Source organism: Halanaerobium saccharolyticum (assembly GCF_004362045.1).
GTDB classification, from domain to species: domain Bacteria; phylum Bacillota; class Halanaerobiia; order Halanaerobiales; family Halanaerobiaceae; genus Halanaerobium; species Halanaerobium saccharolyticum_C.
In genome coordinates this window covers 1-15,664 of record NZ_SNWX01000005.1, presented here as the reverse complement: position 1 = coordinate 15,664, position 15,664 = coordinate 1, and the positions used below count along the sequence as shown (strand labels likewise).

The window sequence follows — 15,664 nt, the reverse complement described above, 5'->3', positions numbered from 1 at the left end:
TTAAATTATTTTTTCTTTTTAGAACTAAAGTAGATAGCTAATAAAATAATTAACCCTTTAAAAACTCTCTGAACATAGGGGGAAACTCCTAAAAGATTAAGACCATTTGTTAATACTCCAAGAGTAAAAGCCCCAATGATTGTACCGATAATACTACCTCGACCACCAGCTATATCTGTTCCACCTAAAACAACTGCAGCAATTGCATCAAGTTCAAATCCAGTACCTGCCATTGGCTGACCGGACATTAAACGAGATGTTATAACTATACCACTGGTTGCTGCTGTCAAACCACTGATCACATAGGCAAATATTTTATATTTTTTTACTTTAATACCGGATAATCTAACAGCTTCTTCATTACCTCCAATTGCATAAATATATCTGCCGAATGGAAGCTGGGTCAGCAAAATATAGGCAATTAAATAGACCACAGCCATTATCAAAACAGGTACAGGTAAAAATCCAAATACATAACCTCTACCGAGAACAGAAAAAGAACTTGGCAAACCTGAGAGTGGATATCCACCTGTATACAATAAGGCCAGTCCCCTTGGAACTTCCATCATTGCCAGGGTTACGATAATAGGTGGCATATTAGCATAAGAAATTAAAGTACCGTTAATTAATCCAAATAGACCACCAACTAATAAAGCAAAAAATATAGCTAAAACAGGGTGTAAGCCCCAATCTGCCATTCCTGCAGCCAGCATTGTTCCAGAAAAAGCCATAACCGACCCTACTGAAAGGTCAATACCAGCTGTTAAAATTACAAAGGTCATCCCAACAGCTATAATGCCATTAATTGAAATCTGTCGAGCTACATTAACCAGGTTTCTACCTGTAAGAAAAGTATCTGTAAAAATCGACATAAATAAAGAAAGTAAGATTAAGCCGGCAAAAGTTAAAACTTCTGGTTTTTTAAGTAATTCTTTAAAATTGTTATTCTTAATTTTATCACTAAGTTGCCCTGTCATATTGTTCCCCTCCAGTAGCGTAATACATTATAGTCTCTTGATCTACATCTTCATTGTTATCTAAAACAGCATTAATTTTATTCTTATGCATTATCATAATCCTATCACTTATTGCTAGAACTTCTGGTAATTCAGAAGAAATCATTATTATTGAAATTCCCATATCTACTAACTCATTCATCAATTTATAAATTTCTAACTTAGCACCGACATCTATACCTCGAGTTGGTTCGTCAAATATTAAAACATTACTATCAGTACCCAGCCATTTTGCCAAAACTACTTTTTGCTGATTACCACCACTTAAATTTTTAACAGTTTGTTTTAAGCTCGGAGTTTTAATATTTAAATCTTCAACTAATTTTTGTGATCTTTTTTTCTCTTCTTTTTTATTGATAAATAAATTGCTTTTTAAGATTTTATCAAGACTGTTAATCGAAATATTGTCTTTAACACTTAGTCCTAAAATCAGGCCCTGAGATTTTCGATTTTCAGGAATTAATCCAATTCCATTATCTAAAGCATCTGAAGGAGAATTTATTTCAACTTTTTTTCCATTAATATATATTTCTTTACTTAAAACTTTATCTGCCCCAATTAATGCTCTGGCCATTTCAGTTCTCCCAGAACCGACTAAACCAGCTACCCCCAATATTTCTCCTTTTCTTACCTTAAAATTAATAAACTCTTCTTTTTCATTTCTTTTTAGATCGTTAACTTCAATCATAATTTCTTTTTGATATTTTCCTTCTCTATCGGGGAAAGTATCACCTATATCTCTCCCAACCATCATCTTAATTATCTTCTTTTCGCTTAAATCAGAAATGTTTTCTGTTCCTACCCATTTTCCATCTCTTAAACAGGTAAGTCTATCTCCAATTTCAAAAGCTTCTTCTAAATGGTGAGAAATGAAAATCATCGTAACTCCCTTTTCTTTTAAGTTTCTAATTAAATTAAATAAAATTTCTGTTTCTTGATTGGTCAAAGTAGCAGTTGGCTCATCTAAAATCAGAACATTGTCATTTATAGAAACTGCCTTAGCAATCTCTATAAATTGCTGTTCTGCAACACTCAATTGATTAACCGATTTTTCTAAATCAATTTCAACCTCAAATGTATCAAGTAAGTCTTTTGCTTCTTCAGTCATTCTTTTTTTATCTAAAACACCATTTTTTTTATATTCTCTACCCAAAAATATATTTTCAACTGCATTTAAATAAGGAATTAAACTAAACTCCTGATAAATAATACTGATACCGGCTAACTGAGCTTCTTTTGGATTACTAAAATCAATTTCATCACCATTTAATAAAACCTTACCACTATTAGCCTGATAAACTCCAGATAAAATTTTCATTAATGTTGACTTCCCTGCTCCGTTTTCTCCAATTAAAACATGGACTTCTCCTCTTCTGATATTAAAACTAACATTATCTAAAGCCAGAACTCCAGGAAATTCTTTAGTAACATTTTTAATTTCTAATATATTATCCAAATTAAACACCTCATTTTTGAGGATTCTCCCTTTAAAGGGAGAATCCTCTTAAATAATATTACAAATTTATTACCAGCTAAATCCTTCTGCATTTTCATCATTAATTAATTTAACAGGTACTGGTATTTTTTCTGGCATTTTTTCTGCTCCCCAGTATTTAGCTAAACCAATGCCAATACCGATCCTAACCTGATCTCTTGGAAACTGAGCACTTGTCGCCTGAAAAATATCTCCATTAAGAATTGCTTCTATAGCTTCTGGATGTCCATCAACACTGTACAATTTAATATCTTCATTAGCACTTTTAATTGCTGCTAAAGAACCTAAAGCTCCAGTATCATTTACACTAAAAATAGCATCTAAATCAGGATTAGCCTGCATCATATTTTCTGTAACTGACATCGCTTTGGAACGTTCCTGCTGACCATTCTGTACATCTACAATCTCAATATCAGGATATTCAGAAATTGCGGCTCTAAATCCTTCAACTCTTTCTAAGATTGGTACTACTGGAATACCATCTAAAATAGCAACTTTACCTTCACCATTCAGATCCTTTGCCATTTCTTGACCTGCTTTATAACCTGCATCATAGTTTTTAGAACCAACAAAAGCATCTATTGGACCTTCAGCTTGAGCATCAATCGCAATTACATAAACTCCCTGATCTTTTGCATATTGAACGGCTGCTTCAGCGCCTACAGAATCAGCGGGATTAAGTAATAGGATGTCAATGCCTTTTGTTACCATATCCTGCACATCACTGATCTGTTTATTTACATCATGTCTGGCATCTGTATACATTACTTCCGCTCCAATAGATTTAGCAGCTGACTCTAGAGCTTCTCTCATTACTATAAAATACTCATTATTCATTTCCTGAAAAGACATCCCAATTGAAATTTGATCATCATCCTGCGCAAAACTTACTCCGCTAAATACAGAAACCATTAAAACCAAAGTTAATAATACTACTAATTTTTTCAAAATAATAACCTCCTATAATTTTATGAATATTTTAAATATGAGAGGAATAGTTATTTATTTATAATATTATATTATTCCAGTCAACATAATCCCAAATGCAAAATTATTTTCCCTCCCTTCAAAATATATTTGCTTATTTACTTATAAAAATCTTAAAAATTTATATAAAAACATAAAAAGCCCTGCATTATATCTTTAGATAATGAACTAATTAAATATAGTTCACCCAAAAATATAATACAAGGCTCCATCACCTTAATACAATGTACCCCCATCAGCACAAAGTATTTAATATTTATTATTTTCTAAAAACATTATATTCAATAAATTATAATTAATCAAGTTGAATTTTGGTCAAAAATTATCATTAGAAGAATTTAAACTCTTCATGCTTTCTTATACTCTTTTTTTGGCCTCAGTTTAAATATTCATTCATTTCAATAATGTTTTTTGCCACTTCAACCAGTTTGGAATTTTCTTCCTGACTTTTCTGCTGTAATTTTTTCATTGCTTCGGCTTCAGTCAGAGAAAGTGTATCCATTAGTATCCCTTTAGCTCTTTCAATAAGTTTTCTGTTTTCTAAAGCCTTCTTTTGATCTTTTAATTCTCTGTTAACTTCTTTAAATTCTTCGTATTTATTCATTGCAATTATTATTGAAGCCTTCAGTTCTTCCAGGCCGACTGGCTTAACTAAATAGGCAAAAACTCCTACCTTGCTTGCTTTTTCAATTAGTTCGTCATCAGAATACCCGGTTACAATAATACTTGGAATTACCTGATCTTTATTAATCTGTTTAACAGCTTCTATGCCATCAATCTCAGGCATATTTATATCTGCAATGATCAGGTCTGGAGATTTTTCTTTTGCTAGTTCAATAGCTTCTTTACCATTCATAGCCTCTGCAATGATTTCATGTCCCAGTTCTTTAAGATTGCTTTTCAATCCCATCAGAACCAGATATTCATCTTCAGCTATTAGAATTTTCAACTTCTTCATTATTATCAATCTCCTAATATTTAAATGGAATTTTAATTGTGACTTTTGTTCCTTTGTCTAAAGCGTTAAAATCTATTTTACCATTAAATTCATTATTAATAATCGAATAAACAATACTTAAACCTAAAGTTGTAGAGTTTTCAACATCAAAATCTTCCGGCATTCCCTTACCATTATCCTGAATAACTAGCGATATTCTATCATTTATTTTTTTGCATTTCACAATTATTTTTCCAAAATCCTGATCTGAAAAAGCGTGTTCATAACAATTAGCTACCAATTCATTAACTATTAAGACTATCGTAGTAGCCTTATTATATGGAATAAATATATCTTCCAGTTCCTTTTTTATTTTTATTTCTCTATTCAATGATGGATAGGCAGCAAAATCTAATACTTTATTAATAATTTCTTTAATGTTAATTATACTTCTGCCCATTTTGTCTTTTGATAAAAGATCATGTACTGCAGCAATACTTTTTATTCTCGACATAATATCATTTAAGATATTAATTACTGAATCATAATCTACATCCTCTTTTAAAAAGTCTTTTTGAATAGATATCAGACTAATAATAGACTGCAGATTGTTTTTTATTCTGTGATGACTTTCCTGTAATAGGGCTGATCTTCCCATTAATCTTGTGTCTTCAATGGCAATAGCTGCCTGTCTGGCGAAGGTAGAAAGATACTTCCATTCAATCTCAGAGTAGACATAAATATTTCTATAATGCAGTTTTATTACACTTGCCAGCTGTGATCTTATCAGAACTGAAGACATAATGACAGTATTAATTCCATAACTGTCACCATCAAATAGGAAATTAAATCCCTTTTCCCTGGAATTGGTATAGAATAATTTATTATCTTTTGTTATCTCAAATATTTTATCTTTTTTGATTTGTGGAATCTTATTCTGAGTTTTTTTAAATTCAATTCTATCAATTATTGTTTCAGTCTTTTCATCAACTAAATTAATAACACAGGAATCCGCTCCCATAATTTCTGTAACTTTTTCTGCTAAGAATTTAAGTACGTCCTTTAATTCATATTCAGATGTCAAAAACTCAGCTGCTTTAAAAATTGAGTCAATAACATCAGGAGTCTCATCTTTTTTTACTCTTTCATCATAAATTCCCAAAAATAAATTTAATAACTTTTTAGGATTCTTCTTTGCTTCTTCAGCCTCTAAAACTCCTGCAATTTTCCCTTTAGTTAAAACAGCAATTTTGTCAGCTACTTTCAGTCCCTCTTCCCACTGCTTTGTTACATAAATTATTATTTTGTTTTTTTCTCTTAATTTTTTGATAATACTGTATAATTTATCTAAGCTGTCAATACTTAAATTTGTGGTAGGCTCATGTAAAATAATAATTTCGGGATCTTTTATAAATACTTTAATAAATTCAATTATTTTCTTTTCCTCTGAAGTTAAAACTCCCACATTTTTATTCAAATCAAAGTCAATATCAAAATAATCCAGGTATTCTTTTGCCTTTTTCTTAACCTGCTTCCAGCTGATAAAAGGACCTATTTTTCTGGTAGGAAAATCCACAAAAAATAAATTTTCTGCAATTGTCATCTTATTTATTAAAGTTGATTTTTGATAGATAAAACCAAAAATATTCTTTTGCTCTTTTTTAGTTAACAATCTATTCTTGTAAATAATTTCACCATCATAATCATCAATTATACCGGCTAAAACATTGACAAAAGTTGTTTTGCCAGCTCCAGTTTCTCCAACCAGAGCAAAAATATTGCCGCTTTCTAATTTTAAATTGACATCCTCTATCTTAGACCAGTCATCATCAAAAGTGGTTAATTTATTAATTTCAAAAATACTTTCACTCAATTTTTTCACCTTTTTAAAAACTATTTTTGTCCATAATAAGCATTTTTACCGTGTTTTCTTAAAAAATGTTTATCCAGTAATACCTGATCAATCTGTTCTAAGTCAGGATTTAAATTGACTGCTCTGTAGGCCATTTTTGCAACTTCTTCCATTACAACTGCATTGTGCACAGAATTAGCTGCATCTGTTCCCCAGCTAAAAGGACCATGATTATTTACTAAAACTCCAGGTCTCTGAGTCGGATCAATATCTTTAAATCTTTCTACAATCACTTTTCCAGTATTTCTTTCATACTGGCCTTTAATTTCTGCAGCTGTCATTTTGCGGGTGCAGGGAATCTCACCATAAAAATAGTCTGCATGGGTTGTACCAAAAGCCGGGATTCCTCTGCCTGCCTGTGCCCAGCTGGTGGCCCAGGAAGAATGAGTGTGTACAATCCCTCCAATTTCTTGAAAATGATTATATAAATAGAGGTGGGTTGCAGTATCTGAAGAAGGATTTAACTCACCTTCAACTTTATTACCTTCAAGATCAACAACAACCATATCTTCAAAAGTCATTTTTTCATAGTCAACTCCACTCGGCTTAATAACAAATAAGCCTTTTTCTCTATCGATACCACTTACATTACCCCAGGTATATGTGACAAGATTTTTTTTAGGAAGTTCTAAATTAGCTTCCAGAACTTCTTTTTTAAGTTTTTCAAGTTTTTCAAGCATCTATTAGCATCTCCTTCATAGACATTTATTACCTTTTTATTCACCTAAAATTATGACTTTTATAAATTATATCAGAGAAAATATTATTTAACAAGAATTATTAATTGATAAAAGCTCTGCTTAAATTTATAATAAAAGTAAAAATGGTGAAATGAAATTCATTCTCTTAAAATAAATTTTCATCTCACCATCTATAATACTAAGTATTTAAAATAAAGATTTCTCTTTATTTCAGTTTATAATAAACATCATTCCATTTTAATTCTTTCTTGAAACTATTGACATCTGTATCCTGGTCAATTGTAACAATTTCTATATCGGCAATTTCTGCGAAATCCCTTAAATGTTCAGCTGTAACATCTTTTGAAAAACCTGTATGGTGTGCTCCTCCTGCATAAATCCAGGATTCTACAGCTTCTCTTAAGTTTGGTTTTGGCTTCCAGAATACTCTGGCTACCGGCAGCTCAGGCATTTCTTTTTCTGCTCTGTCAACTTCAACTTCATTAACTATCAATCTAAATCTATTACCCATATCAATTATAGTAGCATTAACCGCAGGACCTGCAGCAACATCAAATACAAGTCTGGCTGGATCTTCTTTGCCGCCTATTCCTAAAGGATGCATTTCTAAATTGGCCTTGCCATCAGCAATACTTTCACAGACTTCCAGCATATGAGCACCCAGAACCTTTGTATCTTTAGGATCAAGATGATAGGTATAGAATTCCATAAATGAAGTACCACCTTCTAAACCAGAACCCATAACTTTCATCGCTCTTACCAGGGCGGCAGTTTTCCAGTCACCTTCACCACCAAATCCATATCCTTCTTTCATCAATCTCTGTACAGCAAGTCCCGGAAGCTGTTTCATACCGTGTAAGTCTTCAAAATTGGTGGTAAAACCTTTAAAATCTCCATCTTCTAAGAATTTACGAAGGCCAATTTCAATTCTAGCAGATTCTTTAAGAGACTCTTTTCCTTCTCCATCCAGTAAATTCTTTTGGACATTATATTCCTGTTTATATACTTCTATTAATTCTGCAATTTCTGCTTGATCAACATCATTGATGTATTCAACTAAGTCACCAATACCGTAATAGTGAACCTCATAACCAAATTTCATCTGAGCTTCAACTTTATCTCCCTCAGTAACTGCAACATTACGCATATTGTCACCAAACCGAGCAAACTTTGCACCCTGTGCATCAGCCCAGGCTGCAGCAGCTCTGGTCCAGACACCAATACGTCGCTGTACTTGCTCATTCTGCCAGTGGCCGACTACAACTTTGCGATTTTTATCCATCCGGCTGACCATAAAACCATACTCACGACCACCATGTGCAGCTTGATTTGTATTCATAAAGTTCATATCAATTTCATCCCATGGAATATCTCTATTAAACTGAGTGTGTAAATGTAAAAGCGGTTTTTGCATTGCTTTTAAGCCTGCAATCCACATTTTAGCAGGTGAGAATGTATGCATCCAGGTAATAATCCCGATACAATTATCATCACTGTTAGCTTCCAGGACAACTTTTCTAATTTCTTCAGCTGTTGTAACCACACTTTTAAATCTAATTTCTACTGGAATCTCGTCAGCAGCAGAAAGTCCTTCTGCTATTTTTTTACTGTTTTCTTCTACTTCTTTTAAAACCTGATCCCCATATAAATGCTGACTTCCTGTAACAAACCATAATTCTTGTGTTTCAAAAATATTTTTCATTATTTTCCTCCTTATTACTTTAGTATATTTTATTAACTCTAAAGTATTTTATTTATAATCAAAAGTAAAGCTAAAAATTTTTGTATTAATTAAATTTTTAAGAAAAAAGTTTCTGACTAAAAATTTAATTAATAAGGAGAGGCAGTAAAACCTCTCCTTATATTATAACTTATTTAGTCAGCCATATAAAATTCAACATTTTCCTGAGTTACTAAGTTTACGCCAGTATCTACATAATCAGGTAGAGGATTGATTCCTGCTTCCTTCCAGTCTCCGTTTTCAATTGGATCTAACAGACCTTCAGTTAAATGGAAGAGGAACATCTGTCCCCAGTAACCCATATTCCAGGTACCCTGAGCTAAAGTAGCATCAATAACGCCAGCTTCGACAAAATCCAGTGTTCCAGGATCAGTATCAAAACTAACAATATCAATATTCTCAACCATACCAGCCTCTTCAACTGCAGTCGCTGCACCTACACCAGTAGAAGCTTCAGTGGTAAACACTCCTACTAAATCCGGGTTAGCCTGAATCATTGAACCCATTGCTCTTGCAGAAGCAGACTGATCAGACTGACCATCCTGAACTGAAACAACTTTCATATCTGGGTAGTCATTAGCAATTGTTTCCTGGAAACCACGGGCTCTTTCTTCGTGATTTAACTGACCAGGTATAGTAATTAAACCTAAATTACCTTCTCCATTATTTAGATCTGCCAGATAATTAGCCGCTTTAACACCAGCTTCATAGTTAGAAGTAGCTAAGAAAGAATAACGATTGGAATCTGGTGCATCTGCATCAAAAGTTACTACAGGAATACCAGCTTCCATTGCTCTATTTATTGGGCCAACTAAAGCATCGGGATTAATAGCTGTTAACAGAATACCAGCTGGCTGCTGAGCAATAACCTGTTCTAAAACTGTTACCTGTTGATTAATATCATAATCAGTAGCTCCAGTATAACGAGTGGAAACCCCTAAGTTCGAAGCAGCATCTTCCATACCTCTGTATGCTGGTTTCCAGTATTCAATACCAGAAACAAAGGTTACCATAACATACTCATCTTCCATACTTCCCTGCATTGGTGATTCATTCTGTGCCGCTGCCATTCCAACAAAACTGAGAGTTAAAGCGAAAACCATGACTAAAACTAATAATTTTTTCAAAATAAACCCCTCCTGTTTCTTTTTTTATTTAAAATGTGTATAATACACACTTAAATAATCAAATTACTTATTACTGTGAACTTTCATATCAATAATTACAGCACTGAGAAGTACTAGACCAACAACTAACTGCTGCCAGTAAACAGAAACCCCAAGCAGCACCAGTGCATTGTTAACCAGACCAACTAAGATGATACCTAAAAAGGCACCCAGCACTGTACCTTCTCCACCGGTTAAACTGGCTCCTCCAATAACTGCACCCGCAATAGCTCTTAATTCAGCTCCGGTACCTGCTGTTGGAGTTGCCACCCCAAAGCGAGCTAAGCTTAAAATACCAGCAAAACCAGCTAAAGTAGAACACAGTATGTAAACCATTATTTTAATTTTATTTACATTAATTCCGGAAAATTTAGCTGCCTCTTCATTTGAACCAACATAATAAATTTTTCTAAATGTTTTAGAATTCCTCATTAAAAAGTCCATAACTATTACTAAAACTATTAATATTAGACCAGGATTTGGAATACCGAATGTTTTTCCTCCTCCGATAAAGTCAAAAGTCTGAGAAATATTACCTATACTCACAGGAGAACCTTTTGTAATAATATAGGCCATCCCACGACCAATTGACATCATACTTAATGTTGTAATAAAAGGACTTAAATGAATTTTAGTAATAAATTGTGAAATACTAAATCCAATTAGAACAGATAAAGCTATTGAAACTAGTACAGCTACCCAGATATTCAAACCCAGAGTTACCATTGTCATACCAGCGAGCACATTGGCAAAAGCCATAACTGAACCAACTGACAGATCAATTCCTCCCACAACTAAAACCAGGGTCATTCCTACTGCCAGAATTCCATCCATTGATAAACCAATTAAAGTTGTGTTAATATTATAGGTACTTAAAAACCCAGGAGCCATAAAACTAAGCAAAGCTGCAAAAACAATAATTATAAGTGCAAGCGAAGCTTCTCTTAAACCAAATAACTTTTTAAGAATACTAGAACCTTGAGAATTTTGCATTCTTTTTTATCCCTCCATTTATTAATTTTTAAAATCATTTTTTCTACCTGAAGCATACATCATTATTTCTTCTTCAGTTGCTGTCTCAGCATCAAGTTCTCCTACTAATCTTCCCTGATGCATGACTAGAATTCTATCACTTAAACCAAGAATTTCCGGTAATTCAGAAGAAATAAACATTACTCCATGGCCGTCATTTGCCAGTTCTCTTAATTTAGTATGAATTTCGAACTTAGTACCAACATCAATACCCCTTGTTGGCTCATCAAGAATCAAAATTCTTGGTTCAACGGCAAGCCATTTGGCGAGTAGAACCTTTTGTTGATTACCTCCACTTAAACTTCTAACCGGCTGATCTAAACTTGCATATTTTGTATTCATTATTTCTACAAAATTTTCGCCAATTTTTTTAACTTTTCTCTTTTTTACAAGATTGTTTTCAGATACCTGTTCCAGGTCAGCTGCAACAACATTAGCATTTAAATCCATGTCTAAAAATAATCCCTGCTCTTTTCTATCTTCAGAAATATAAACTAATCCCTGATCAATATTTTTTCTGGTATTATTAGCGGTTATATCTTCATTAAAAAGTTCAATTTTCCCACTATCAGGCTGATTAATTCCAAAAACAGTCCGCATTGTTTCTGATCTTCCAGCTCCAATTAGACCAAATAAACCTATTATTTCTTTTTCATTAACTTCAAAGCTGATATTTTCAAATTCATCTTTTCGGCTAATATTTTTGACTTTAAGTATATTTTTTCCAACCTCAGTCCCTTTGTCAGGATAAGCTTGATCAAGTTCTCTTCCAACCATCATTCGAACAATATCATCTGGGTCAACAGCTTCAATTTTTCCATTACCAACATGTACACCATCTCTTAAAACTGTATAACTATCACAGACCTGAAAAATTTCCGTTAGCCGGTGACTTATAAAGAAGATTGCAATTCCTTCTTTTTTTAGTCTCATTAAATTTTCAAACAAAATCTGGGATTCAGTATCTGTTAAGGAAGATGTGGGCTCATCCAAAATTAATATTTTAGCATTAATTGATAAAGCCTTTGCTATTTCAACCATCTGCTGTTCTGAAATACCTAATTTCCCAACAGGTTTTTTAACATCAATCTCCAGGTTTAATCTGTTCAATACTTTTTCCGCTTCCTGGCGCATCTGCTTAAAATTGACCATTCCCCGTCTTTTTTCAGGGACTCTTCCCATAAATATATTTTCCGCAACGCTTACTTCCGGACAGAGACTTAATTCCTGGTGAACAATACTGATCCCCTTTTCCTGAGCTGTACGAGGATTTAAATCACTTAATGTTTGACCTTCAAAAACTATTTCACCTGAATCAGGCTGTAAAATACCGGTCATAATATTCATCAGTGTTGATTTCCCGGCCCCATTTTCTCCACAAACTGCCTGGATTTCTCCTGGCTCAATTTTAATATCTACATCTTTTAAAGCCTGAGTACCATAAAATGATTTGCTTATTCCGTGCATTTCTAAAAGTTTGCTCATTTAATTTTAACTACCTCCTTCTTAACTCTTTACAAGAATCTCTAACTACTAATTCTGGATTATATAAAAATCTGGGCTTTTCAACCCCGATTTCCAGCATATTAAATAATAAACGGGCAGCATGTCTTCCCAGTTCTTCCTTTGGATGTCTGACAGTTGTCAATTTAACATTTGTTGCTGTAGCTAAAATTGAATCATCAAAAGAAACAACCGAAATATCATCTGGAACCTTTAAACCATTATCAATAATTGCTTTGACAATATCAACTGCAATTTCATCATTATAGCAGACAACCGCTGTCGGTCTATTTTTATGAGACAGCATCTTATCCATCCAGTGATAAGGATAAGAGGAAATTTGACTTGTTATATAGGTGCCAATCTCTGCTGATTCTGGATCAATTCCATAATCAGTTAAAGCCTTTTTGAAGCCTTTTTGTCTAAAAATCCCCTGCAGATCATCTTCTTTAAAAATACCAGCAATATTTGTATGTCCTAACTGCAGCAAATACTGAGCCGCTTTATATCCACCTTTGTAGTCATTGACAATTGCATAAGATGGATTTAATTCTCTATAATAAGCATTTAACATAACAAAAGGAATTTTTTTGGCTTTAAGTTCTCTGTATAAATCCATATTATGAGTGTCTAATGCACTTTTGGTAGGCTCAATGATTAAGCCGTCAACACCATTGTCTATAACTTTTCTTAAATGCTTTCTTTCTTTATTGGGATCATTATCTGTATTAGCAAGATTTAAAGTATAATGTTTTGAACTAACCACTTCTTCAATCCCGGAAATTATATTTGGGAAGATATAATTTGATAAATAAGTAGTTATCACAGCAATTCGCTTTTCTTTAACAGTATTTTTAGAATCACGATAAAATGTTCCTTTTCCTCTTTTTCTGGAAACAATCTTTTCTTTCTCCAATTCCTCTAAAGCTCTTCTAACTGTATCTCGACTGTATTTAAATTTATCAGCTACCTCAGATTCTGAAGGCAGTAAATCCCCATCAATTAATTCGTGATGTTCTATGTAATTTTTATAATAATCAATAATTTCTCTGTATTTAGCTTTTTTCATACAACAACTCTCCCTACTTTTAACCAAGTTGTATGTTAACTTGTTGGTTATATTGTATACTATTATATTTTAAAAATCAAGTAATATTTTAAATTTTCTCTTATTTTCTGAAAATTATTCAAATCAAAAAAACAGCACAATCCCGAGTTGAAATTCAGGAAAGTACTGTTTTATAATTATCAGTATTCTAATTTTTAAGACTCTGTAGTGGTGCCGGGATTCTGCCACCTCTGGCAATAAAATCACTGCTAGAATAATCACTAACTTTCATAATTGGTGCTCTGCCAAACAGCCCACCATAAACTACTTCTTCCCCGACATCCTTACCAGGAACTGGAATTAACCTTACAGCTGTTGTCTTATGGTTAACCATTCCAATTGCAGCCTCATCTGCAATTATCGCAGAAATTGTATCTGCTGTAGTTTTTCCAGGGACTGCTATCATATCCAGACCGACTGAGCAGACTGCAGTCATCGCCTCTAATTTTTCCAGATTTAAAGCTCCTTTTTCTACTGCTTCAATCATACCAGCATCTTCACTAACTGGAATAAAAGCTCCACTTAAGCCCCCAACATGGGAAGAAGCCATTACGCCTCCTTTTTTAACAGCATCATTTAATAGGGCAAGAGCAGCTGTTGTTCCATGAGCACCAGCTACTTCTACTCCCATTTCTTCTAAAATTCGAGCAACACTATCTCCAACTGCCGGTGTAGGAGCGAGTGATAAATCAACAATACCTGCAGTTACACCGAGTTTTTCTGAAGCCTCTTTTGCCACCAGCTGACCCATCCTTGTAATTTTAAAAGCTGTCTTTTTAATAGTTTCTGCAACCAGATCAAAAGGCTCACCTTTAACTTTGGTTAAAGCCGCTTTTACAGCACCCGGGCCAGAAATACCTACATTTATCATACATTCACCTTCACCAACTCCGTGGAAAGCACCTGCCATAAAAGGATTATCTTCGGGAGCATTAGCGAAAACTACCAGCTTACTGGCTGCTACTCCACCATTATCAGCAGTTAGCTCAGCACATTTTTTAACTACCTCTCCCATTTTAGCAACAGCATCCATATTTAATCCGGCTCTGGTGGTACCAATATTTACGGAAGAACAGACTCTTTCAGACTGAGCCAGAGCTTCTGGAATCGAATTAATTAATTTTTTATCAGCCTCTGTCATTCCTTTATGAACCAGAACTGAAAAACCACCAATAAAGTCCACTCCTACTTCTTTTGCTGCCTTATCCAGAGTTTTAGCAAATTCTATGTAATCTGAATCGTTACTGGCAGCTGCCACAAGTGAAATTGGAGTTACAGAAATTCTTTTATTGATAATTGGAATATCATATTTAACTTCGATTTCTTCTGCTGTTTTAACTAAATTACCTGCATATTTAGTAATTTTATTATATATTTTTTCTCTTGCTCTGGCTCCATCACTATCTGCACAATCACTTAAAGAGATACCCATAGTAACTGTTCTAATATCCAACTTTTCTTCTTCCAACATTCTGATTGTTTCCATAATCTCATATGTATTTAACATTTACTCACTTCCTCTCAAACTTTAAACATTAAAATCAATAAAAATAATTTTAACCAAAAACCCCGACTTTAAATTCTGTGCATGGAGCGGAAAATATCTTCATGCTGTAATTTAATCGATACTCCCAGCTTTTCTCCTTTTACCTTTAATTCTTTTTTTAATTTTACTAGAGGGATTTCTAGAGAATCAAGTTCAACAAGCATTGTCATTGTAAAATAATCATCAAGAATTGTCTGGCTGATATCTACAATATTTACTTTTTTCTCTGCTAGAAGTGTACTTACTTCAGCAATAATACCGATCTGATCAACACCAATTACACTTATAATTGCTTTCACATAAATCTTCCTTTCTTTTATAGAATTAATACTCAAAGACTCTACTGCTTTAATTTAATAAATTATAATTCTTATCATTTATCTTATCACTTATTTTATTTCTTTACAACAAAAACCGCCGGCACACAGAGATTCCGCAAATGATTTTTAAAAAATAAAAAAGATAAAATATTACTCTAAACAGTATTTTCTACACTAAAATCAGCTCAAATAAGATACAG

General features: G+C 33.3%; 13 protein-coding genes. All 13 read right to left on the bottom strand.

Annotation, left to right across the window (positions count from 1 at the left end):
• Positions 1-5: 5 nt before the first annotated feature.
• On the bottom strand, positions 6-977 hold the full coding sequence (locus DFR79_RS04720; RefSeq protein ID WP_133514359.1) for an ABC transporter permease: 972 nt from the start codon (positions 975-977) through the stop codon (positions 6-8).
• The gene (locus tag DFR79_RS04715; protein ID WP_133514358.1) at positions 961-2,472 is read right to left on the bottom strand and encodes a sugar ABC transporter ATP-binding protein; all 1,512 of its coding nucleotides are present in this window, start codon (positions 2,470-2,472) and stop codon (positions 961-963) included. The genes DFR79_RS04720 and DFR79_RS04715 overlap by 17 nt, the downstream gene beginning before the upstream one ends.
• Before the next feature lie 69 nt (positions 2,473-2,541).
• A complete protein-coding gene (locus tag DFR79_RS04710) occupies positions 2,542-3,423 on the bottom strand; it encodes an ABC transporter substrate-binding protein (protein WP_133514451.1) in 882 nt (293 codons plus the stop codon).
• Between the two features lie 451 nt (positions 3,424-3,874).
• The gene (locus DFR79_RS04705; RefSeq protein ID WP_243727709.1) at positions 3,875-4,456 is read right to left on the bottom strand and encodes an ANTAR domain-containing response regulator; all 582 of its coding nucleotides are present in this window, start codon (positions 4,454-4,456) and stop codon (positions 3,875-3,877) included.
• A 13-nt stretch (positions 4,457-4,469) separates the two neighbouring features.
• Positions 4,470-6,308 (bottom strand): ATP-binding cassette domain-containing protein, encoded by a 1,839-nt coding sequence (locus DFR79_RS04700; protein ID WP_133514357.1) that lies wholly within the window; start codon positions 6,306-6,308, stop codon positions 4,470-4,472.
• A gap of 20 nt (positions 6,309-6,328) precedes the next feature.
• Complete coding sequence (gene araD / locus DFR79_RS04695) at positions 6,329-7,027, bottom strand: L-ribulose-5-phosphate 4-epimerase (RefSeq protein WP_133514356.1); 699 nt, start codon at positions 7,025-7,027, stop codon at positions 6,329-6,331.
• 226 nt (positions 7,028-7,253) lie between these two features.
• A complete protein-coding gene (gene araA / locus DFR79_RS04690) occupies positions 7,254-8,750 on the bottom strand; it encodes an L-arabinose isomerase (RefSeq protein ID WP_133514355.1) in 1,497 nt (498 codons plus the stop codon).
• A 173-nt stretch (positions 8,751-8,923) separates the two neighbouring features.
• On the bottom strand, positions 8,924-9,916 hold the full coding sequence (locus tag DFR79_RS04685; RefSeq protein WP_208107494.1) for a substrate-binding domain-containing protein: 993 nt from the start codon (positions 9,914-9,916) through the stop codon (positions 8,924-8,926).
• Between the two features lie 63 nt (positions 9,917-9,979).
• A complete protein-coding gene (locus DFR79_RS04680; protein ID WP_133514354.1) occupies positions 9,980-10,948 on the bottom strand; it encodes an ABC transporter permease in 969 nt (322 codons plus the stop codon).
• 21 nt (positions 10,949-10,969) lie between these two features.
• The gene (locus tag DFR79_RS04675; protein WP_133514353.1) at positions 10,970-12,472 is read right to left on the bottom strand and encodes a sugar ABC transporter ATP-binding protein; all 1,503 of its coding nucleotides are present in this window, start codon (positions 12,470-12,472) and stop codon (positions 10,970-10,972) included.
• Positions 12,473-12,482: 10 nt separating this feature from the next.
• Positions 12,483-13,559: a GntR family transcriptional regulator gene (locus DFR79_RS04670; protein WP_133514352.1), complete on the bottom strand. Its 1,077-nt coding sequence runs from the start codon at positions 13,557-13,559 to the stop codon at positions 12,483-12,485.
• Positions 13,560-13,746: 187 nt separating this feature from the next.
• Complete coding sequence (locus tag DFR79_RS04665) at positions 13,747-15,105, bottom strand: PFL family protein (RefSeq protein WP_133514351.1); 1,359 nt, start codon at positions 15,103-15,105, stop codon at positions 13,747-13,749.
• A gap of 68 nt (positions 15,106-15,173) precedes the next feature.
• Positions 15,174-15,443, bottom strand: coding sequence for an ACT domain-containing protein (locus tag DFR79_RS04660; RefSeq protein WP_133514350.1), 270 nt, complete (start codon positions 15,441-15,443; stop codon positions 15,174-15,176).
• Positions 15,444-15,664: the final 221 nt, after the last annotated feature.